Below are 17,354 nucleotides of genomic sequence, written 5' to 3' on the forward strand. Positions count from 1 at the left end.
GATCGTAATCGAGCGCGTTCTTGAGCGTCGTCGCCAGCCCTGCGCGATCGCCATGCGTCGGGATCAAATCGCTTAACGTTTTAGCCACGGCTCAGCACCACCCTTTTGCGCGCCGATTTGGCGAACATTTTGCCCGGATTCAAAATATTGTTCGGGTCGAACGCCTGCTTGATCCCCTGCATGACCGCGATCCCGGCTGCCCCGACCTTCCATTCGAGGAACGGCGCCTTCACGAGGCCGACGCCGTGCTCGCCGGTAATCGTGCCGCCGAGCGCGATCGCGGCCTCGAAGATTTCCGCGAACGCTTCCTCCACGCGGTGAATCTCGTCGGCATCGCGGGCATCCGTCGTCGCGGTCGGATGCAGGTTGCCGTCTCCGGCATGGCCGAACGTGCAGATCGTCACGCCGTGGCGCTTGGCGATCTCGTTGATCGCGAGCACCATGTCGGCGATCTTGGAACGGGGCACGGTGGCGTCCTCGAGAATCGTCGTCGGCCGCAGCCGCGCCAAGGCGGTGAACGCGCTGCGCCGCGCCGTCAGCAGCTTCAGCGCCTCCGCCTCGTCGGCGGCGATGCTGACGCGCTCCGCGTTCTCGCTGCGGCAAATCTCCGCGATCCGTTCGATATCGCGGTCGACCATCTCCGCTTCGCCGTCCTGCTCGATCAGCAGGATCGCGTCCATGTCGAGCGGCAGGCCCAGCTTCGCGAAATCGTCCACGACGCGGATCGTGGGATTGTCCAGAAATTCCAGCGTCGCCGGAATGATCCTGTTCTCGATGATCTTGGATACCGTGCGCGCCGCGCCGTACAAGTCCTTGTACATCGCGAGCATCGTCTTCTTCGTCTTCGGCGGGGGAACCAGCTTCAGCGTTGCTTCCGTGATGACGGCGAGCGTGCCTTCCGAGCCGACGAGCAGCTTCGTCAGGTCGTAGCCCGCCACGTCCTTCATCAGCTTGCCGCCGGTGCGGATGATCTCGCCGCTCGCCAGCACCGCTTCCAGGCCGATGACGTAATCCTTCGTCGTGCCGTACTTCAAGCCGCGCAGGCCGCCGGAGCACTCGGCGATGTTGCCGCCGATCGTGGAGATCGCCATGCTGCTCGGATCCGGCGGGTAGAACAGGCCGAGGCTTTCCACATGCGTAATGAACGCTTTCGTATTGAGTCCGGGCTGCACGGTCGCGGTCAGATTCTCGAGATCCACTTGCAGGATGCGGTTCATCCGGTGCATGACCATGACGACGCCGCCCTGCACGGGCACCGTTCCGCCGCATAGATTCGTGCCGGAGCCGCGGCTCACGACGGGAACCCGATGCTCTTGCAGCACTTTCAGGATCGCGGATACATGGGCCGTATGCTCGGGATACACGACGCCGTCCGGCAGCGATTGGAGCATCGGCGTGCCATCGTACGAATGCGTGATCAGGGATTCGGGATCGTCTTTGAACCACTGTGCGCCGACGATGGCGCGAAGCTTGCCGGCTACTGCTTCTTGAAGCATGGTGAACTCCCCTTTATGATGAAATAGATCAGGTCGTCTGATGACTTTGCTTTGCAAGTAGTATATCATAAGATGAAAGCAGCCTGCACCTTCAAAATTACGCACGCGATCTATAGCGATCTCTACTTCTAGCGATACAGGAGGCCCGCCACATGTCCATGAACGAACGGCCGCTCAAGAGCAACGAGTGGGTCGCCCAGAAGCTTCACCTCAAATTGACCTCCGGCGAGCTGTCCCCCGGCGACAAGCTGCCTTCCGTGGTCGACCTGGCCGCCGAATACGGCGTCGGCCGCTCCACGATCCGCGAAGCGCTGAGCGCGCTGAAAGCGAAAGGGCTGCTCGATATTCGCCAAGGCGGCGGCACTTACGTCAAGGCGCCGCCGGACGAGCCCGCCTTCGCGCAGGAAGCCTGGCTGGACCGCGCCGATTCGCTGCTCCAGCTGCTCGACGTGCGCAAGGTGCTCGAGACCGGCTGCGCCGCGCTGGCCGCGAAGCATCGATCCGAGGCCGATCTCGAAGCCTTGGACGCCACGCTGAACGAGATGGCGGATCGGCTCGACGACGAGATCTTCGGCGAACAAGCCGACGTTCGGCTGCACGAGCAGATCGCCGGAGCGACGCATAATCCGATGCTGATGGAGCTGATGAAGACGCTCTCCGAACGGCTCCACGAGAGCATGCGCGACACGCGGTCGCTCTGGTTCTACGCCGAGCACCGCTCCGCCAGCCGGCTGCTGGACGAGCATCGGTCCATCGTGTCCGCCATCCGCGGCCGCGACGAGGCGCTCGCCTCGTCGCGCATGGGACAGCATCTCGCCAAGGTCGAACAGGTCCTGCGCGACAAAACCGGCATTCTCTAGGAGAATGCCGGTTTTGTTTGCGTGCTTCGGTTTTGTTTGTGTGCATCGGTTATGTTTACATGCTTCGATTATGTTGCATGCTTCGATTATGTTGCATGCTTCGATTATGTTGCATGCTTCGATTATGTTGCATGCTTCGGTTATGTTTGCATGCTCCAATAATGTTGCGTGCTTCGGTCATCTCGCAAGCTTCCTTCATTGGTCGCGAGAAGCCAAGATACCGCCGTCTTCCCTAGCCTGCTTTCACGCGCATGATCAAGGCTCCCGCCCTCCATGGCGCTCTGCCGGTCCCGGGCTCGCCTGCCTGCGAACAGCCGCCGAAGCTAGTCTTCCACGATCGCGGGCATGCGCTGAACGTTCGGATCCGTGAAAATATCGAATTCATCGCGGCTCGTGGTCGAAAACTCCGATACGATCGCGCCGTTTTCCCCGGCTTGGAACCAGTGCTTCGTGCCCGGCGGAATCGTGTATTGCTGGCCGGGATGCAGCTCGATCTCGTGAAAAACCGTGTAATACGCCTCGCTTCCCTCCGGCACCTCCGCTTGAATCGTGCCGTCGTTTTCGCCTTCGACGTAGAGATAGACGACGCCGTGGCGGCAGCGGAACGTCTCCATTTTGCCGGGCTCCCCGCCGACCGGGGGATGCAGATGTTCCGGGCAGGTTTGGCCCGGGAACAGCACCAGCTCCTTCGCGCAATAGCGGTCCGTATTGATATACGTCACGAGCTCCAAGCCTTGGCGCTCCAAATTGCCGAGCCCGAATCCGGCCACCTCGACGTTCGCGCGCTCCTCCGGCGTCAACATAATGCCATGCGCATCGAGCAGGTCCGTCGCTCTCCTCTGAGCCGCTGCGACTTCGCTTCGTTTCATGCCGATCAACCTCCTGGTCGCTCTAGTATCCGCCTAAATTGTGCCAATCATGCGCGCCGCATGCAGCGTTCTTCCGGTCCGTGCCAAATTCCCTCGACCTCGATCCAGCCCGGCAGCGGCAAATGCTTGCTTCGCTTGCTCCATCCCGCGGCGATCCGCGCCTGCACGGCTTCCCACGACGGCACGCCGCTTGTCGCATCGGCTTGCTCAACGTTGCAGGCGCCTACGGCCACCGCCCCGCTTAAGGCCGACTCCGGGCCGAGCCCTTTCAGCAGCCCCGCCAAAAATCCCGCGATCGTGCAGTCCCCGGCGCCCGTCGTGCCCGCCGCTACCACCTCGAAGCAAGGGGCGAGCAGCTCGCGATCCAGCCAAGCCTCCGTTGCCGGCGCGCCGGCGCCCGCGGAAGCCAATCTGACCGCGTCACCGGTCGTGCGGAGATAGAGCCCATGCTCGCCAAGCTTCAGCACGACGATGGCCGCCCCCTGCGCGATCAGCTCGTCGGCCAGTTCCCGCAAGAGCGGCCCGTTCGCATACGGGAGCAGGTCGTCGCCATGCGCCGCGGTTAGCTCCTTGTAGCTTTCCGGCCGCAGCATGTAGAGGACTTCCTCGAAGCTCGGCAGAAACACGTCGACAAAAGGCAGCGCTTTCGCAAATATGCAGCGCCAATCCGCTACTCCCGCAGGCGAGGCCGGATCCGGCTTCGCCAAGTCGAGCGACACCGTCAGGCCCTTCGAATTTGCCTTGGAGAGCAGCTTCGCCAGTTCCTCTCCGCCGTCCGCGTACATTCTCCGCATGAGCGGCGGGTAGCCGAAATGGAAGACGCGCGCCCCTTCGAGCGCGTCGGCCGGCAGATCCTCCGCGGCAAACGTATCGTTCGCGCCGGTGCAGTGGAGGAAGATGCGGTCGATATTCGGCGGGTTGATGACGATGGTGTAGGACGTTTGCTCGCCCGGCGCCACGATCATGCCTTCCGCCAGCTCGTCGCCGTACTCCCGCAGCACGTTCTCGACCGCGCGTCCGAACATATCGTCGCCGATCTTGCCCATCAGCTTCGTGCGAATGCCCAACCGGTGCAGCGCGAGTCCCGTGTTGGAGACCGCGCCGCCCGTGGCGATTCGGGCCGCTCCGATCTCCACGAGCTTGCCCGGCACGAGCAGCGCCCCCATACCGCCATGGGCGATGTGAATCGTCGGGATAACGTCGAGACAGATATGCCCGGCTACCACGACTTCCGAACCTATGCGCGCTTCGCTCACGCTCAATTCCCCCAGTCGATCGACACGGTCGCGCCGGTGCGCTCCGATTCCAGCGCGGCCGTGAAGACGCGGTGGCTGCCCAAGGCTTCTTCCGGCGTCGCGCAGCGGAACGGCTGCGACATGCCGGCCGTGCCATGCGCAAGCTCGTCGCAGAAGGCGGCCCACATTTGCAGGATGGAATCCGAGAAGCCGAATTCGAAGATCCCGCCGGTTATCGTGCCGTAAGCCGATTTGTAAGGGACGTCCACCGTATGCCAAGCCTGCTGCTTGCCAGGCGAATACGGCAGCGACGAGACCTGCTTCGGATTCTTCGTGCTGAATACCGCCGACAGCTCCGTGCCTTGAATGCGGATGAACCAGGTGTTGGCATGGCCCGGCGCGATCCTTTTCGTTGACAGCACCATCGGAAACTGCTGATCCGCCGTCCGCACGTCGCAGGCGAGGATCGCGTTATCCCATGTTTCGCAAGGGACGTACTGGCCTTGGCCGTCAGGACGTTCTGCCACGATCTTGCTGAGCAGCGCCCTTACGCTCTCTGGTTTCCAGCCGAAACGCATGGGCAGATGAAGTACGTGCATGCCCAGATCGCCCATGCAGCCATATTCGCCGTTCGTCGCGATTCTCCTCTTCCAATTGATCGGCTTCGTCGGATCGAGATCGCTGGAATGCCAGAACCCGGCTTCGACTTCGATGATGCGGCCGAATTTGCCTTCGTTCACCCACTGGATTACCTGATGCGCCCCGGGGTAGAAAGGGAACTCCGACGAGCAGCGTACGATCACGTCCGGATTGGCCGCCAGCGCCGCATTGATCCGCGCGTTTGCCTCCGCGTCGATGCCGAACGGCTTCTCCCCGAGCAGATGCTTGCCGGCTTCGATAATGTCGACGTAGATCTGCGCATGCAGGTTATGCGGCACCGCGCAGTAGACCGCTTCGACCTCGCCGTCCGCCAACAGCTCCTTATAATCCGTGTAGGCGCGCTCCACGCTCGTCGCTTGTTCCTTGAACCATTCCGTCGCCGCAGGGTTGGCATCGCAGACCGCCACGATGCGCGGTTCGAAATCGACGCCGCCCAGATGCAGCCACCTCGCGGCGGCGCTTGCGAATTCTTTACCCATTAATCCGCAGCCGATAACGCCGAAACGAATGATGCGCTTGCTCATCTTATCGCGCCTCCCCGCCGTTTAGGATCGCGAGCGCCTGCTCCGCCGTCGCGCCGTGGTGCACGATCGCCATCAGCGCGCTCGTCATGCCCGCCGGATTCGGATGCTGAATGACGTTGCGGCCGTAGACGATGCCGGAAGCGCCTTGATTCATCAGCTCGACCGTGCGGCTCACGATTTCTTCGTCGCTGGCCCGGCCGCCGCCGCGTACGAGTACCGGAATGCCGGAAGCCACTTCGATGACCCGATGATACGCCGAGACATCGTCGCTGGGATCGGCTTTGATGACGTCCGCGCCAAGCTCGACGCCCTGACGGACCAACGGCATGATTTTATCGATGTCGCCATCCACCATATAGCCGCCCTTCGCTTCGTTCGGAAGCATGACGAGCGGCTCGACCATCAGCGGCATGCCGTACTTCTCGCACTCGCTCTTGAGCAGCGTGATATTGCGGACGCATTGGTGATGGAGCTCCGGCTGGCCCGGGAGCAGCAGCAAATTAACGCAGACGGCGACTGCATCGAGCGCCGCCGCCTTCTCGATGGCGCGGTCGATCAGCTCGCTGAACAGAAAACGCGGCAGCTCCGTGCCGTAAATATTCGCCGCGTCCGTGCGCAGGACGAGCCCCGGTTTCCGCTTGCCGGGAACGTCCTGCAGCCACTTCGCCTGCCCGACGCTGAGCTGGATGCAATCCGGATTGGCCTCCACGATCGTTTGAACGGCTTTCCTCATATCCTCAATGCCGGACAGGAACGACACCTCATTGAAGAATCCGTGATCCACCGCGACGTCGAAGCATTTCCCCTGTTCGCTGAACATCCGGTTGAGCCTTGGTTTGACTGACATCCATATCCATCTCCCTTGTTATATTGAAACAAATAATGTTCGTTTATAACAATAATTTAACGCAACGGGATTCATATGTCTATCATTATGTTTGAATCAAACATTTTTACTGGCAATCACGACCTCGACCGTTTGCTCCCGGCAAGCTTGCAGCAGCGATTCTTCGGGCGGCTCGCTGCTTATGATACGATGCGCTTCGCCGAGCGCCGCGAACGAGAACAGCTCCTTCGCACCGTACTTGGTATGGTCGACCACGATATTCGTTTCCGACGCCTGCGCGATCGCCATCCGTTTGATCTCGGCCTCGTACATATTGGAATTGCTGAAGCCATGCTTCGCCGTCAAGCCGGTTGCGCCGAGAAATACGCGGTCGAACGCCATTTTGCCGATCGTCTCCACCGTCCCGGGCCCGACCAGCGTCGCCGTCGTCTCCAAGGCCATGCCGCCCGTTACGACCGTCGTAATTTTCCGTTCGAGCAGCTCGATGGCGATATTGAGCGCATTGGTCACGACCGTTATATTCAGATCCGGCTTCAAATACCGGGCGACATGCAGCGTCGTCGTGCCGCCGTCGATGAAGATCGAATCGTTCTCCTGCACGAGCGCGGCGGCGGCTCGGCCGATGGCCTGCTTCTCGTCCGCCATGACGCCCGCACGGTCCCCGATCGCGACATCCTTCGAGGCGAGAATCGCGCCGCCGAACGTTCGTTTCACGTATCCGGCCAGTTCCAGCTTCTCCAAGTCCCGCCGGATGGTCATCTCCGTCACGCCAAAGTGCTCCTTCAACCCGGCCACCTTCACTTCGCCGGCGCTTTCCAGCATGCCGAGCAGCTGCTGCTGCCTTTCGTTCAAACTCATGAATGATCCTCCTCGCCGATCTTCAATCGATCGACAGCTTTAATTCGTATTCGACGGACTCGCCCGGCTCCAGCATCCGCAGCGTGCCCCTTTCTTGTTCGACCGCCATGCCTTCCACGCCGCAGTTCGCCGGTTCGATGCCGAGCGCATGCACGCCCGCGCCGGGCATTCTCCACTGCACCAAGCGGGGCAGCGCATCGGTATTCCAATCCAGCTTTACGGTTACGGGAGCCGTTATTCGGGCAGCGAACGGGAAGTTTGGCTGATGGATCGCCACCGCCGTTCTTCCGTTCGGCGTCTTCGGCAGCTCGTGATAATAGACGCGTTCCCCGTTATCGGGGGACGGCGCTTCCCATCGGCCGTAGCCTTCCAGCGGAACATCCGGTATAACCGACGTTATCCGCGTGCTTGGGAACGTGACCTTTGTGTCCTCGGACATCAGCGGATAGCCGAAATTAAAATGATACAGCATCATATGCGGACATGCCTTGAACCCCGCATTCTCCGCTACGTCCCGAATCGTGATCGCATTCTCCCCGAACCTGCTCCGAATCTCGCGCCGCAGCCGCAAATGACCGCCGAACATCGACGTCTCTTCGATGATTCCGCGCACGCAAAGCTCTAGCTCGTCGCCGACCCAAACGCTCTCCGCGGTGACTTGCCTAGCCGCCGTATGATGCGCGCGGCCATGCTGTCCGTAGGTTACGCCTCCTACCGTACTCGGTAAGCCTGCGCTGATCAAGCCGCAGCTCATGAGCAAACCGCCGGAAGCCGTACGCAGCCAATCCTTTTCCCGGTCGTCATAATAAGAGGGATGCACGTCGCCGTTGGCCGACTGCCATGCCAATGACGAACCCGCGAACGAAGCCATCGAGATGTCCATGCCTTTATCCGGCGTCACCTCATAGGCGAGCCCGGCCCCCGTCCGTACCGCAATGACACTTGCCCCTGCTTCATTGCCTTCCGTCAGCGCCATCCTCCGGATCCCGCCGATTTGCTCGATCCGCCCGACGCGCGCCTCGATTTCCCTTCTCGTAAAGCTTCGACCGTGCAATAGCATCGTACATCCTCCTCTGTTTAAAACAAACATAGAATGTTCTTAACTAACAACAATTGTACAAAAAAGCGGTAAACCTCACAAGGAGATTTACCGCTTTAGACGAAAAGCTATTCGATGGATCCGATTATCCGTTGCCGAACAATACGTCGAGGACCGGCTTCGTATGGCCGCCCGGATACATCAGATAGAGCAGCACGTAGACGATCACGCCCGTGATGGCCGTAAAAAACCAAATCACCGACGTAACCCGCCCCCACTTGCGGTGCTTCGCGAATTTCTCGCGAAAACCAAGCGTCAGCGTCGTAATCCCGAATATCGCGCCTACGGTCGCAAGCACGATATGGAAGAATAGAAACGTCAAGTAATACGGCTTCATTTCATCCGAGCCGCCCCAGTCGGTATTGCCGACGAAGACCGTGCGGGAAACATAGATGATGAAGAACAAGAGCGCGGCGATGGCGCCCGCAATCATGACCTTCTTATGCGATTCGAGCCTTCTCTTAATGGCCAGGTTCCAGCCTATCGCGACCAATATCGCGCTGATGACGATAAACGAGGTGCTGATCGTCGGAAAAATATCATACTTTGACAAGATTCATCCCGTCCGTTTCTATGCAAGAAATTTGCTTATTCGCTTAATTGAAAGCACCGTTATCCGGAATCTCGTCATCCGTCGCATCCCCGTGCTCTCGCTTATACCATTGGAAAAACACATAAGCCAAGATGCAGCCGTACATCAATTCTTGGACCAGCTTCATGACGATGCCGCCAAGCTGCTGATCCTCTGCGGGCGACATCAGGTTGAAAAACGTCGGTCCCGTGAATTTGGCGAGCAGCGCGCCCGGATCGCCGGAAACGCAGTATCCCATGGCTCTTGCCCATACTTCCGGATCGCTGTACGTCGCATACATGGAACTGGTCGAGAATATGATCAGCGCGCATGCCGGGGTAAGCAGCATGCCGTTCGCGAAGATATAGGCCATTTTACGAAGATCCGTAAGCCGGTTCCACTCCGGTACCGGGCAAGCGATCTGCCACCACATCATAAACGAAGTGACAAGCAATACCAAATAGTAGAGTCGGTGCACGGCGAAATGCGTCATGACATAATCATGCACGACCGGCACATGATAGATCGAGAACAGCATATTGAACAGGACGAGCGTAAAAATCGGGTGCATCGTCCAACTCAGCTTCGCCCAGAACGATCCGCGAAAAAAGCGCCGCCACATAAACGCGGGAATGCCGAGCAGCAGCAGCGGAGGCGCGATCAAGTACGATAACGACATGTTCACCATATGAAACGTAAACATCAAATGCCCGAGCAGTTCAAGCGGCCCGCCCTGCGCCATATAATACAGCACCATTCCCGATACGAACAACGTCTTCTGCAAGACGGTAACCTTCGCATCCTGCGGCGCATGCTTTTCCTTCCAAGGTCCAGCTAAATAGAAATAGAGGATGACTAGCGCTGTCATAAAGAAGAAAAACCATGGGCTCCACAACTCTTCAAAGCTGAAGTATTGCAATCCGAGCATGTTGGTACCCCTTTCCAAGGTGATACTCGCTTACAACAAAAGAGGGGGCCAGCTAGGACCTCCCTCTCTTCAATTTAGGACCGTATTACCACCAAGCCCAGTATTCGGCCATGATGACAATCGTGAATACGACGAACACGCCCATCAAAATACCTATGATCGGGAACGCATGTCCGCGATCTTTCATGTGCATCCAGAAGCCCATTTGCACGAAGACCTGAATGGCTGCCATTAGAACCAAGAAAATGTAGATGAACGTAGTGTTGATTTCGCCTGCCGCAACCATCGCAAACGCGATGATTGTCAGAAGGATGGAAAAGATGAACGCAATGATATGTTTTTTGGGACCTTCGTGTTTATGGTGCTTTTCACGCTCTTCGACTGCGGAATGTTCAGCTGACATTCTTTAGCCCACCTTTCCCATCAAGTACACGACGGTGAAGATGAATACCCACACGACGTCGATAAAGTGCCAGTAAATACCGGCCACATATATCTTAGGAGCTGTGACGACCGTCAAACCTTTTTTGAAGATCTGAGCAATCAGGATGCTGATCCAGAGAACCCCGAACAATACGTGCGCGCCGTGGAATCCAACCAACGTGTAGAAGGACGAACTGAACGCGCTTGTCGAGAACTTATGGCCTTCGTCGACGTAGGTTGCGAATTCGACGACTTCGAGCGCCAGGAACCCAAGTCCAAGCAATACCGTGACGACCAGCCAGATGATCATCGACTTTACTTTATTCGTATGCATCGCTTGAATCGCGAATACGCTGGTCAAGGAAGACGTCAAGAGAATGAACGTCGCCCAAGCGGTCGTTGAGAGCTCGAACAATTCTTGCGATGACGGGTTGCCGTCTCCGACTTGATGGCGCAGTGCCAAGAATGCGGAGAACAGCGTGCCGAACAATACGGTTTCGGCGCCGAGGAACAACCAGAAACCAAGAACCTTATTACGGCCTTCGAGCGTTGCTTTCTCCGGCTCGTGCGGAAGCTTGCCGTCTACGTGCGAGTGTGCGCTCATGCTTTTACCCCCTTATCCCCCGTAATTTCATCCGGTTCAATATGGAAGCCGTGATCGTCGATCACCGAACGCAGGAACATGCAGGCAAGCGTAATTGCCAATCCGATGATGGCTACGATGTGGTTGTTGAACAGGAAGGCTTTGAAGCCGTCACCGTAGTCGCCTTTTCCATACATGAATCCGAGACCCGAGATGAAGAGGCCAACGGCCATGATCAGCGGCAGGATCGAAGGCGAAGGCATGTGAATCGAACCAAGCGGCTCGGCTGGCAGCATTTCCTTCTTGCCTTCCATTTTTTCTTTCCAAAATGCGTCATATCCGCGTACAAGCGGCGTTTGCGCGAAGTTGTACTCCGGAGCCGGCGAAGGAATCGACCATTCCAGCGTACGTCCGTCTTCCCATGGGTCATTGGTTGCATTACGCGGTTTGAATGACGTAATGACGACGTTGAGCAGGAAAACGATCGTGCCGACGCCCATCAAGAACGCGCCGACCGTACTGATCATATTGAGATTATTGAAGCCTTGTCCGTCCAGGTACGTCCATACGCGGCGAGGCATCCCCATCAAACCGAGGAAATGCTGCACGAAGAACGTCAGGTGGAAGCCGATGAAGAATGTCCAGAAGCAGAGCTTGCCAAGACCTTCATGCAGCACCCGGCCGAACATTTTCGGCCACCAGTAGTATAGACCTGAGAACAAGCCGAGAATCAAGCCGCCCACGATTACATAATGGAAGTGGGCAACGACGAAGTACGAATCGTGATACTGGAAGTCGGCAGGCGCGGCAGCGAGCATGACGCCCGTTACGCCGCCCATGACGAAGGTCGGAACGAAACCGATGGCGAACAGGTTCGCCGTCGTGAACTTGATGGAACCGCCCCACATCGTGAACAGCCAGTTGAAAATCTTAATCCCCGTAGGTACGGCGATCAGCATCGTGGCGATGGAGAACAATGCGTTCGCTACCGGTCCAAGACCCGTCGTGAACATGTGATGCGCCCATACCATGAAGCCCAGGAAGCCGATCAGCACGGTTGCGAATACCATCGAGCTGTAACCGAACAGGCGTTTTCGCGAGAAGGTACTGATAACTTCGGAAATGACGCCGAATGCCGGCAAGATAAGGATATATACCTCAGGATGTCCGAAAATCCAGAAGATATGCTCCCATAGCACGGCGTTACCGCCGTTGGTCGGTTCGAAGAAATTGCCTCCGAAGAGCCTGTCGAACATCATCGCCACCAAACCTACGGTCAGTGCCGGGAAAGCGAACAGGATCAAAGCGGAAGTGATGAACGCCGTCCAAGTAAACATCGGCATGCGCATGAAGCTCATGCCCGGCGCGCGCATGTTGATGATCGTGGCCAAGAAGTTGATGCCGCCGACCAATGTACCGATACCGGCGATCTGAAGACCGATTACATAGTAGTCGACGCCGTGTCCGCCGCTGAACGTATTCGTTGCGAGCGGCGCATAAGACGTCCAGCCCGCATCCGGCGCTCCGCCGGCGAACCAGCTGACATTGAGCAAGACGCCGCCCGCGAAGAATGTCCAGAAGCCGATCGCGTTAACGAAAGGAAAGGCAACGTCGCGCGCGCCGATTTGCAGCGGCACGATCGCGTTCATCAAGGCGAAGATGATCGGCATCGCTGCCAGGAAGATCATTGTCGTGCCGTGCATCGTTAGCAATTCGTTATAAGTATGTGCCGCGACGAAGTCGTTAAGCGGCTTCCATAATTGAATCCGGATCAGCAGCGCTTCCAATCCCCCTACGAGGAAGAAAAACCCGCCCGCGATCAGATACAGAATGCCGATCTTTTTATGGTCGACGGTCGTTAGCCAGTCCATAAGACCGCTATACCGCTTAACCTTATGTGCGTGAGCCAAAGTAGGTACCTCCTTCATTCCGTGATTGTTTAGTAGTCTAGTTTCAGTCCAGCCAAGTACTCCGCGATGGCTTTGACTTGATCTTGGGTCAGGTCGACCTTCGGCATCAGCGTGCCCGGTTTAACGGCTTGCGGATCTGCGATCCACTTCTCTAAGTTTTGTTCAACCGAACCTTCGTTCTCATACTTCGGTTGATCCGTGTTCACCAAGATGCCCGCAACCGTTTGACGGCTGCCGATACCCATCAGGTTCGGGAATGCCGCGCCGTTGCTGCCAATCGCATGGCAGGACAGACATTGTTTATTCAGCAAATCCGCGACTTCTTGATCTTGCGGAGGCGCTACCGGATTTTTCATCGCCGCAACCCAGCGGTCGAACGAAGCACGGTCCACTACTTTCACTTTAAAATCCATCAAGGAATGGGAAGGTCCGCAAAGCTCGGCGCACTTACCGAGGTAAACGCCGGTTTTCGGCGCTTCGAAGTACATCGTGTTAACGTTTCCGCCCGGATTCGTATCGATTTTACCGAAGAGGGACGGAACCCAGAAGGAGTGAAGCACGTCCGCGGTTTTGGCTTCCACGGAAATAATTACGTCGTTAGGCACCAACAGCTCTTGCGCCGTCTTGACGCCCAGATTCGGATATTCGAACTCCCACCAGTATTGGTGAGCCGTTACTTTGACCTGAAGCGCATTCGGATCTTTCGTGTGGTCTTTGGCAAGACCGAATACGGTGTTTACGGTCGGAATACCGATAATGATCAGAAGTACAATCGGAATGACCGTCCAAATAATTTCGAGCTTGTGATTGCCTTCGACTTGAACCGGGATCGTTTTGTCGCCCGGCCGGCGGCGAAAGCGAATAATAACGTAGCCAGCGATTACAAATACGATCAGAATGACGATAACCATGATCGTGATCGTAAGTTTCATTAGTCCGAACTGTTCTTCGGCTACCGGTCCTTGCGGTCTCAGCGTCGACAAGTCAGCTCGTCCGCAAGCTGACAGCAGCAACACCATTCCGGCGAGAAGCGGCAATAGCCGTTTTAGAACGTGCCACCGATTCATCATCAATCAACCCCACTTTTTACGTTTTGACAGCAGCCGTAGACAGTGCAAAAAGCGGCTCTGCTGCTTGCAATTCCTAGATGTTTAGACAACTTCCGCAATCTAATCACTTTAATAAATATAAAGTTGCAGGTGCTTTTTGTCAATCTTCCCAAGGATGTTCACAAAATGTTCTCATACCAGTAAAATCAACGCTTTTCGGCGTTTTTTTGCTTGCCATTTATAACCTGTGAAGCTCCATGTCTATCCTTCATTGTGTGCAAAAACCATGGTTCTTTATGTATCGGATGTTCATGCATATTTGCTCCCCCGTCGCCCATTCTAAAGATAAGCTGACGAAAGGAGCGACCTTATGACAAAGCATGCACGTTTCCTCACTCTGGTAACCGCGATAACGCTTAGCCTATTCGTAATCAACGGGTGCAACTACCAGCGTTACGTCCAAAACAGCACTTACGATTACGGCAGCAAAAACAAAGGCGACCCGAAAATGCTGGGCAGCCGCATGTACGGCACCATGAGCGGGTTGCCCGGTCAACACGATAACGCATGGTTCGAGTACAGCTCCCTGCTCTCGAACGACGTTTCGAATATTAACGGCGTTGCCGGCGCGATCGTCATGCTGACCGACAAAAACGCCTACATCGGTATCACGACGGACTGGACGGCGACCGGAACGCATAAATCCGGCGGCCGCGGCACCCGCGAGCAGGATAATACCGGTTCGACGGAAGGCGTCTACAACAACGATACCGGCAGTCCTTATTGGAATAATCAACGTATCGCAACGCCGTACAACTCCTACTTTACGGTCAACGACCACAATCAGCTGTCGGGCGAATTAAAGCAGACGATCGCGGTTCATGTCCGCAAATTGGCGCCGGCCGTCCAGGAAGTGCACATTTCCGCGAACAAGGAATTCAATAACCATTTGATTCAGTATGCCCAGGAAGCATGGGCCGGCCGTTCGCTCACGCCTTGGCTCGCTTCCTTCAATACGCTCGTGAAGCATCAATTCGCGGGAGGCAACGAGGTGCCGGCTCCGCTCGACGTTCAACAGGGGCGTGCCGCAACGCGAAAATAACGAAGCGCGGCTTTAAGGCTGGGGTGTCCGAAAAGGCGCTCCGGCCTTTCGTCGCGATTCTGCGCATGATCTATATATAATGAAGAGAAAAAATAAATTTCCTTGGACTTCCAGCATGCGCTCCACCAGTCGCTCGTCCATTCCTCGCGCGTACATATTGATACTCCGGCTTTATATATGGCTTATCTCATCGACTTCGTGATCGACGAACCGTTCTGCAGGAGTCGGATCGAACTCGTTTCTTCATTAATATACGCTCAAGATCGCGCCTTAATCCTGGCTTGTCCCGCGTTCATTCGGTTCTACCGTATAATAAACGATTTTGGCAAGGTTTCAATCAATGGGCTTGGAGTAGTTTTGGCCCGATGCGTGTGCCATCCTGCGACCGAACTTTGCCTGCTCTATAGTTATTCACTTGACATTATCGCGGTAATAATTTATCTTTAAATAAAGATAATGAATATTGAGAAAATGACATTCATCGAGGTGACGGAAATGACGATCTCCCAGTCGGACAACGAACTTCGGCTGTTTATCACCCTTTCCCGCGCGCACCAATGGGTGACCGCGCACGTACATCAGGATATCCGCAAGCGCGGACTCAATCCTACGGAATTCGCCGTTCTGGAACTATTGTATCATAAAGGCGAACAGCCGCTGCAGCAAATCGGCGAGAAGATCTTGATGACGAGCGGGAACATCACCTACGTCATCGATAAGCTCGCGGACAAAGGATTGGCCAAACGCAAGGCTTGCCCGTCCGACCGCAGAGTTACGTTCGCCGAGATCACGGAGGAAGGCAAAAGCTTCATCGAAGCGGCATTTCCGCCCCATACCGAGGCGATCGCGAAGGCCGTTCACGGCCTTACGCCCGAAGAGCAGGCGCAGGCGATCGAATTGCTGAAAAAGTTGGGGATCGCTGCGCAAAACAGTTTTACTTAGCGGCGGAACGCAGACGGCGATAAGAAGGCAGCACACATAACGGGACGTTCCATCGGAGGAGATTTCAATCGGCATCGCGCTTGGTCTATTAATCATTCGGTTAGCCGTCGGATTGACGTTAGCGGGGCACGGAACCCAGAAGCTGTTCGGCTGGTTTGGCGGATACGGCTTGAAGAGCACCGGCGGGTGGATGAGTTCCATCGGGCTGAAGCCCGGCATCCTCGTCGCGCTGCTGGCCGGAACGGCTGAATTGGCCGGCGGCTTGCTCTTCGCGCTTGGCCTTTGGCTTGTGGTCGCGGCGGTCCTTGTCGTGCTTACCATGCTCGGTGCCATCGCCGCCGTTCACTGGCGCCACGGCTATTGGGTCCGGCAAAACGGCGTGGAGTACAATATCATCCTCATCGCAATCACGGTCGGACTGGCGCTGGCGGGACCGGGCGACTATGCAGTAGGTTAAGGCGATTGGTTTGCGTTCACTGTCGCAAGACAGGGAATGCAGCATTCGCCCGCTTCGAGAGCATCGCCTTGGCGATTGGGCCAATGGACGATTGGCAACAAAGCACGTATAGGGAGGGATTCATGATGCAAACACTCGTATACGGTCCGACTTTACAAGGCAAAGGCGCCTTTGACGGCGGGAAAATCACGGAACAAAAACCGATCGGCTTCTCCGGCGAAGGATCCGTCGTGAAACGGGTCAGCACCTTGTTTTACTGGGCATGGGCGCATGCCGCGAAGGACGGTTATATTCCGCTTCATCCCCATCATGCCTTCGAAATCATGACATACGTCGTATCGGGGAAAGCCGAGCACGGCGATACGCTTGGCACGAAAAGCTCCATCGGCGCGGGCGGCGTGCAGTTGATGCAGACGGGCTCCGGCGTGAGCCACGAGGAACGCTTCGTGGGGCCGGACATGGAAGGCTTCCAAATCTGGTTCGAGCCGTTCATGCAGGAAGCGCTCAAAACGGCGCCAACCTATAACCAGTACGAACACGAGGAGTTCCCGATCCTGAAGGGCAATGGCTATTCGCAGAAAACCATCATGGGCTACGGCTCGCCGATCAGCATCGTCGCCGATGCACGGATGTGGGACGTCGAGGTCGCCCCCGGCGCGGTCTACCGGCATCCCGTAGCGGATGGCCGCTCGCTGACCGCGCTAGCCATTCGCGGCGGCGGCATATGGTCCTACGCCGACCAGCCCGACAACCAAACGGCCTTCAAACACAAGGACTTCGTTCTCGTGCGAGCCGACAGAACCGACGAGGCCGTCATTACCGCGGCGGAAGACGCGCCGCTCCGGCTCATCCTGATCGACGTACCGACGTCGGTGGGTTATGAGCTGCACCCGAAACGATAATCGCTAACGATCGTCGCGAATCTCGCTGCCAAAAAAAGC

At 56.9% G+C, this 17,354-nt stretch carries 18 protein-coding genes; 5 read left to right on the forward strand and 13 right to left on the reverse strand.

The window, feature by feature from the left end:
- Nucleotides 1-80: 80 nt before the first annotated feature.
- A complete protein-coding gene (locus tag GT019_RS08530) occupies nucleotides 81-1,496 on the reverse strand; it encodes an FAD-linked oxidase C-terminal domain-containing protein (RefSeq protein WP_161742689.1) in 1,416 nt (471 codons plus the stop codon).
- Nucleotides 1,497-1,648: 152 nt separating this feature from the next.
- Between GT019_RS08530 and GT019_RS08535 the strand changes: the two genes are divergently transcribed.
- Complete coding sequence (locus tag GT019_RS08535) at nucleotides 1,649-2,356, forward strand: FadR/GntR family transcriptional regulator (protein WP_235947258.1); 708 nt, start codon at nucleotides 1,649-1,651, stop codon at nucleotides 2,354-2,356.
- Nucleotides 2,357-2,679: 323 nt separating this feature from the next.
- Here the strand turns inward: GT019_RS08535 and GT019_RS08540 are convergent, their stop codons facing one another.
- The 12 genes from GT019_RS08540 to coxB all read right to left on the reverse strand — a co-directional run bounded on the left by GT019_RS08540 (nucleotide 2,680) and on the right by coxB (nucleotide 13,933).
- Nucleotides 2,680-3,225 carry a D-lyxose/D-mannose family sugar isomerase gene (locus tag GT019_RS08540; RefSeq protein ID WP_161742690.1) on the reverse strand — a complete coding sequence of 182 codons (546 nt, stop codon included), beginning with the start codon at nucleotides 3,223-3,225 and terminating at the stop codon, nucleotides 2,680-2,682.
- Between the two features lie 47 nt (nucleotides 3,226-3,272).
- Nucleotides 3,273-4,481, reverse strand: coding sequence for a carbohydrate kinase family protein (locus GT019_RS08545; protein WP_161742691.1), 1,209 nt, complete (start codon nucleotides 4,479-4,481; stop codon nucleotides 3,273-3,275).
- A gap of 2 nt (nucleotides 4,482-4,483) precedes the next feature.
- Complete coding sequence (locus GT019_RS08550) at nucleotides 4,484-5,644, reverse strand: Gfo/Idh/MocA family protein (RefSeq protein WP_161742692.1); 1,161 nt, start codon at nucleotides 5,642-5,644, stop codon at nucleotides 4,484-4,486.
- Between the two features lies 1 nt (nucleotide 5,645).
- Nucleotides 5,646-6,491, reverse strand: a complete 846-nt coding sequence (locus GT019_RS08555; RefSeq protein WP_161742693.1) for a class I fructose-bisphosphate aldolase — start codon at nucleotides 6,489-6,491, stop codon at nucleotides 5,646-5,648.
- Nucleotides 6,492-6,587: 96 nt separating this feature from the next.
- Entirely contained in the window at nucleotides 6,588-7,349 is a 762-nt protein-coding gene (locus GT019_RS08560; protein WP_161742694.1) for a DeoR/GlpR family DNA-binding transcription regulator, read from the reverse strand.
- A gap of 22 nt (nucleotides 7,350-7,371) precedes the next feature.
- Nucleotides 7,372-8,409: a DUF4432 family protein gene (locus tag GT019_RS08565; RefSeq protein ID WP_161742695.1), complete on the reverse strand. Its 1,038-nt coding sequence runs from the start codon at nucleotides 8,407-8,409 to the stop codon at nucleotides 7,372-7,374.
- A gap of 124 nt (nucleotides 8,410-8,533) precedes the next feature.
- Nucleotides 8,534-9,001, reverse strand: a complete 468-nt coding sequence (locus tag GT019_RS08570; protein ID WP_161742696.1) for a DUF420 domain-containing protein — start codon at nucleotides 8,999-9,001, stop codon at nucleotides 8,534-8,536.
- Nucleotides 9,002-9,044: 43 nt separating this feature from the next.
- Nucleotides 9,045-9,947, reverse strand: a complete 903-nt coding sequence (ctaG, locus tag GT019_RS08575; protein ID WP_161742697.1) for a cytochrome c oxidase assembly factor CtaG — start codon at nucleotides 9,945-9,947, stop codon at nucleotides 9,045-9,047.
- An 85-nt stretch (nucleotides 9,948-10,032) separates the two neighbouring features.
- Nucleotides 10,033-10,350, reverse strand: coding sequence for a cytochrome C oxidase subunit IV family protein (locus GT019_RS08580; RefSeq protein ID WP_161742698.1), 318 nt, complete (start codon nucleotides 10,348-10,350; stop codon nucleotides 10,033-10,035).
- A gap of 3 nt (nucleotides 10,351-10,353) precedes the next feature.
- Nucleotides 10,354-10,974 (reverse strand): cytochrome c oxidase subunit 3, encoded by a 621-nt coding sequence (locus GT019_RS08585; RefSeq protein WP_161742699.1) that lies wholly within the window; start codon nucleotides 10,972-10,974, stop codon nucleotides 10,354-10,356.
- The gene (gene ctaD, locus GT019_RS08590; RefSeq protein WP_201755311.1) at nucleotides 10,971-12,824 is read right to left on the reverse strand and encodes a cytochrome c oxidase subunit I; all 1,854 of its coding nucleotides are present in this window, start codon (nucleotides 12,822-12,824) and stop codon (nucleotides 10,971-10,973) included. Before ctaD ends, GT019_RS08585 begins: the two co-directional genes overlap by 4 nt.
- Before the next feature lie 68 nt (nucleotides 12,825-12,892).
- The gene (coxB, locus tag GT019_RS08595; protein WP_161742701.1) at nucleotides 12,893-13,933 is read right to left on the reverse strand and encodes a cytochrome c oxidase subunit II; all 1,041 of its coding nucleotides are present in this window, start codon (nucleotides 13,931-13,933) and stop codon (nucleotides 12,893-12,895) included.
- Nucleotides 13,934-14,282: 349 nt separating this feature from the next.
- Between coxB and GT019_RS08600 the strand changes: the two genes are divergently transcribed.
- The 4 genes from GT019_RS08600 (at nucleotide 14,283) to GT019_RS08615 (ending at nucleotide 17,315) form a co-directional block, all read left to right on the forward strand.
- Complete coding sequence (locus GT019_RS08600) at nucleotides 14,283-15,014, forward strand: hypothetical protein (RefSeq protein ID WP_161742702.1); 732 nt, start codon at nucleotides 14,283-14,285, stop codon at nucleotides 15,012-15,014.
- Nucleotides 15,015-15,485: 471 nt separating this feature from the next.
- Complete coding sequence (locus tag GT019_RS08605; RefSeq protein ID WP_235947262.1) at nucleotides 15,486-15,956, forward strand: MarR family winged helix-turn-helix transcriptional regulator; 471 nt, start codon at nucleotides 15,486-15,488, stop codon at nucleotides 15,954-15,956.
- Between the two features lie 73 nt (nucleotides 15,957-16,029).
- Entirely contained in the window at nucleotides 16,030-16,413 is a 384-nt protein-coding gene (locus GT019_RS08610) for a DoxX family protein (RefSeq protein WP_161742810.1), read from the forward strand.
- Nucleotides 16,414-16,538: 125 nt separating this feature from the next.
- Nucleotides 16,539-17,315, forward strand: a complete 777-nt coding sequence (locus GT019_RS08615; RefSeq protein ID WP_161742703.1) for a pirin family protein — start codon at nucleotides 16,539-16,541, stop codon at nucleotides 17,313-17,315.
- The last annotated feature ends 39 nt before the right edge of the window (nucleotides 17,316-17,354 follow it).

The organism is Paenibacillus glycinis (assembly GCF_009909185.1).
Taxonomy (GTDB): Bacteria; Bacillota; Bacilli; order Paenibacillales; family Paenibacillaceae; genus Paenibacillus_Z; species Paenibacillus_Z glycinis.

Bases quoted from the DNA above. Each gene is read 5' to 3' on its own strand.
- GT019_RS08540 (WP_161742690.1), bottom strand. From the start codon at position 3,225: ATGAAACGAAGCGAAGTCGCAGCGGCTCAGAGGAGAGCGACGGACCTG.
- ctaG (WP_161742697.1), bottom strand. From the start codon at position 9,947: ATGCTCGGATTGCAATACTTCAGCTTTGAAGAGTTGTGGAGCCCATGG.
- GT019_RS08555 (WP_161742693.1), bottom strand. From the start codon at position 6,491: ATGTCAGTCAAACCAAGGCTCAACCGGATGTTCAGCGAACAGGGGAAA.
- GT019_RS08565 (WP_161742695.1), bottom strand. From the start codon at position 8,409: ATGCTATTGCACGGTCGAAGCTTTACGAGAAGGGAAATCGAGGCGCGC.
- GT019_RS08585 (WP_161742699.1), bottom strand. From the start codon at position 10,974: ATGAGCGCACACTCGCACGTAGACGGCAAGCTTCCGCACGAGCCGGAG.
- GT019_RS08560 (WP_161742694.1), bottom strand. From the start codon at position 7,349: ATGAGTTTGAACGAAAGGCAGCAGCAGCTGCTCGGCATGCTGGAAAGC.
- GT019_RS08600 (WP_161742702.1), top strand. From the start codon at position 14,283: ATGACAAAGCATGCACGTTTCCTCACTCTGGTAACCGCGATAACGCTT.
- GT019_RS08605 (WP_235947262.1), top strand. From the start codon at position 15,486: ATGACATTCATCGAGGTGACGGAAATGACGATCTCCCAGTCGGACAAC.
- ctaD (WP_201755311.1), bottom strand. From the start codon at position 12,824: ATGGACTGGCTAACGACCGTCGACCATAAAAAGATCGGCATTCTGTAT.
- GT019_RS08550 (WP_161742692.1), bottom strand. From the start codon at position 5,644: ATGAGCAAGCGCATCATTCGTTTCGGCGTTATCGGCTGCGGATTAATG.
- coxB (WP_161742701.1), bottom strand. From the start codon at position 13,933: ATGATGAATCGGTGGCACGTTCTAAAACGGCTATTGCCGCTTCTCGCC.
- GT019_RS08535 (WP_235947258.1), top strand. From the start codon at position 1,649: ATGTCCATGAACGAACGGCCGCTCAAGAGCAACGAGTGGGTCGCCCAG.
- GT019_RS08530 (WP_161742689.1), bottom strand. From the start codon at position 1,496: ATGCTTCAAGAAGCAGTAGCCGGCAAGCTTCGCGCCATCGTCGGCGCA.
- GT019_RS08615 (WP_161742703.1), top strand. From the start codon at position 16,539: ATGCAAACACTCGTATACGGTCCGACTTTACAAGGCAAAGGCGCCTTT.
- GT019_RS08580 (WP_161742698.1), bottom strand. From the start codon at position 10,350: ATGTCAGCTGAACATTCCGCAGTCGAAGAGCGTGAAAAGCACCATAAA.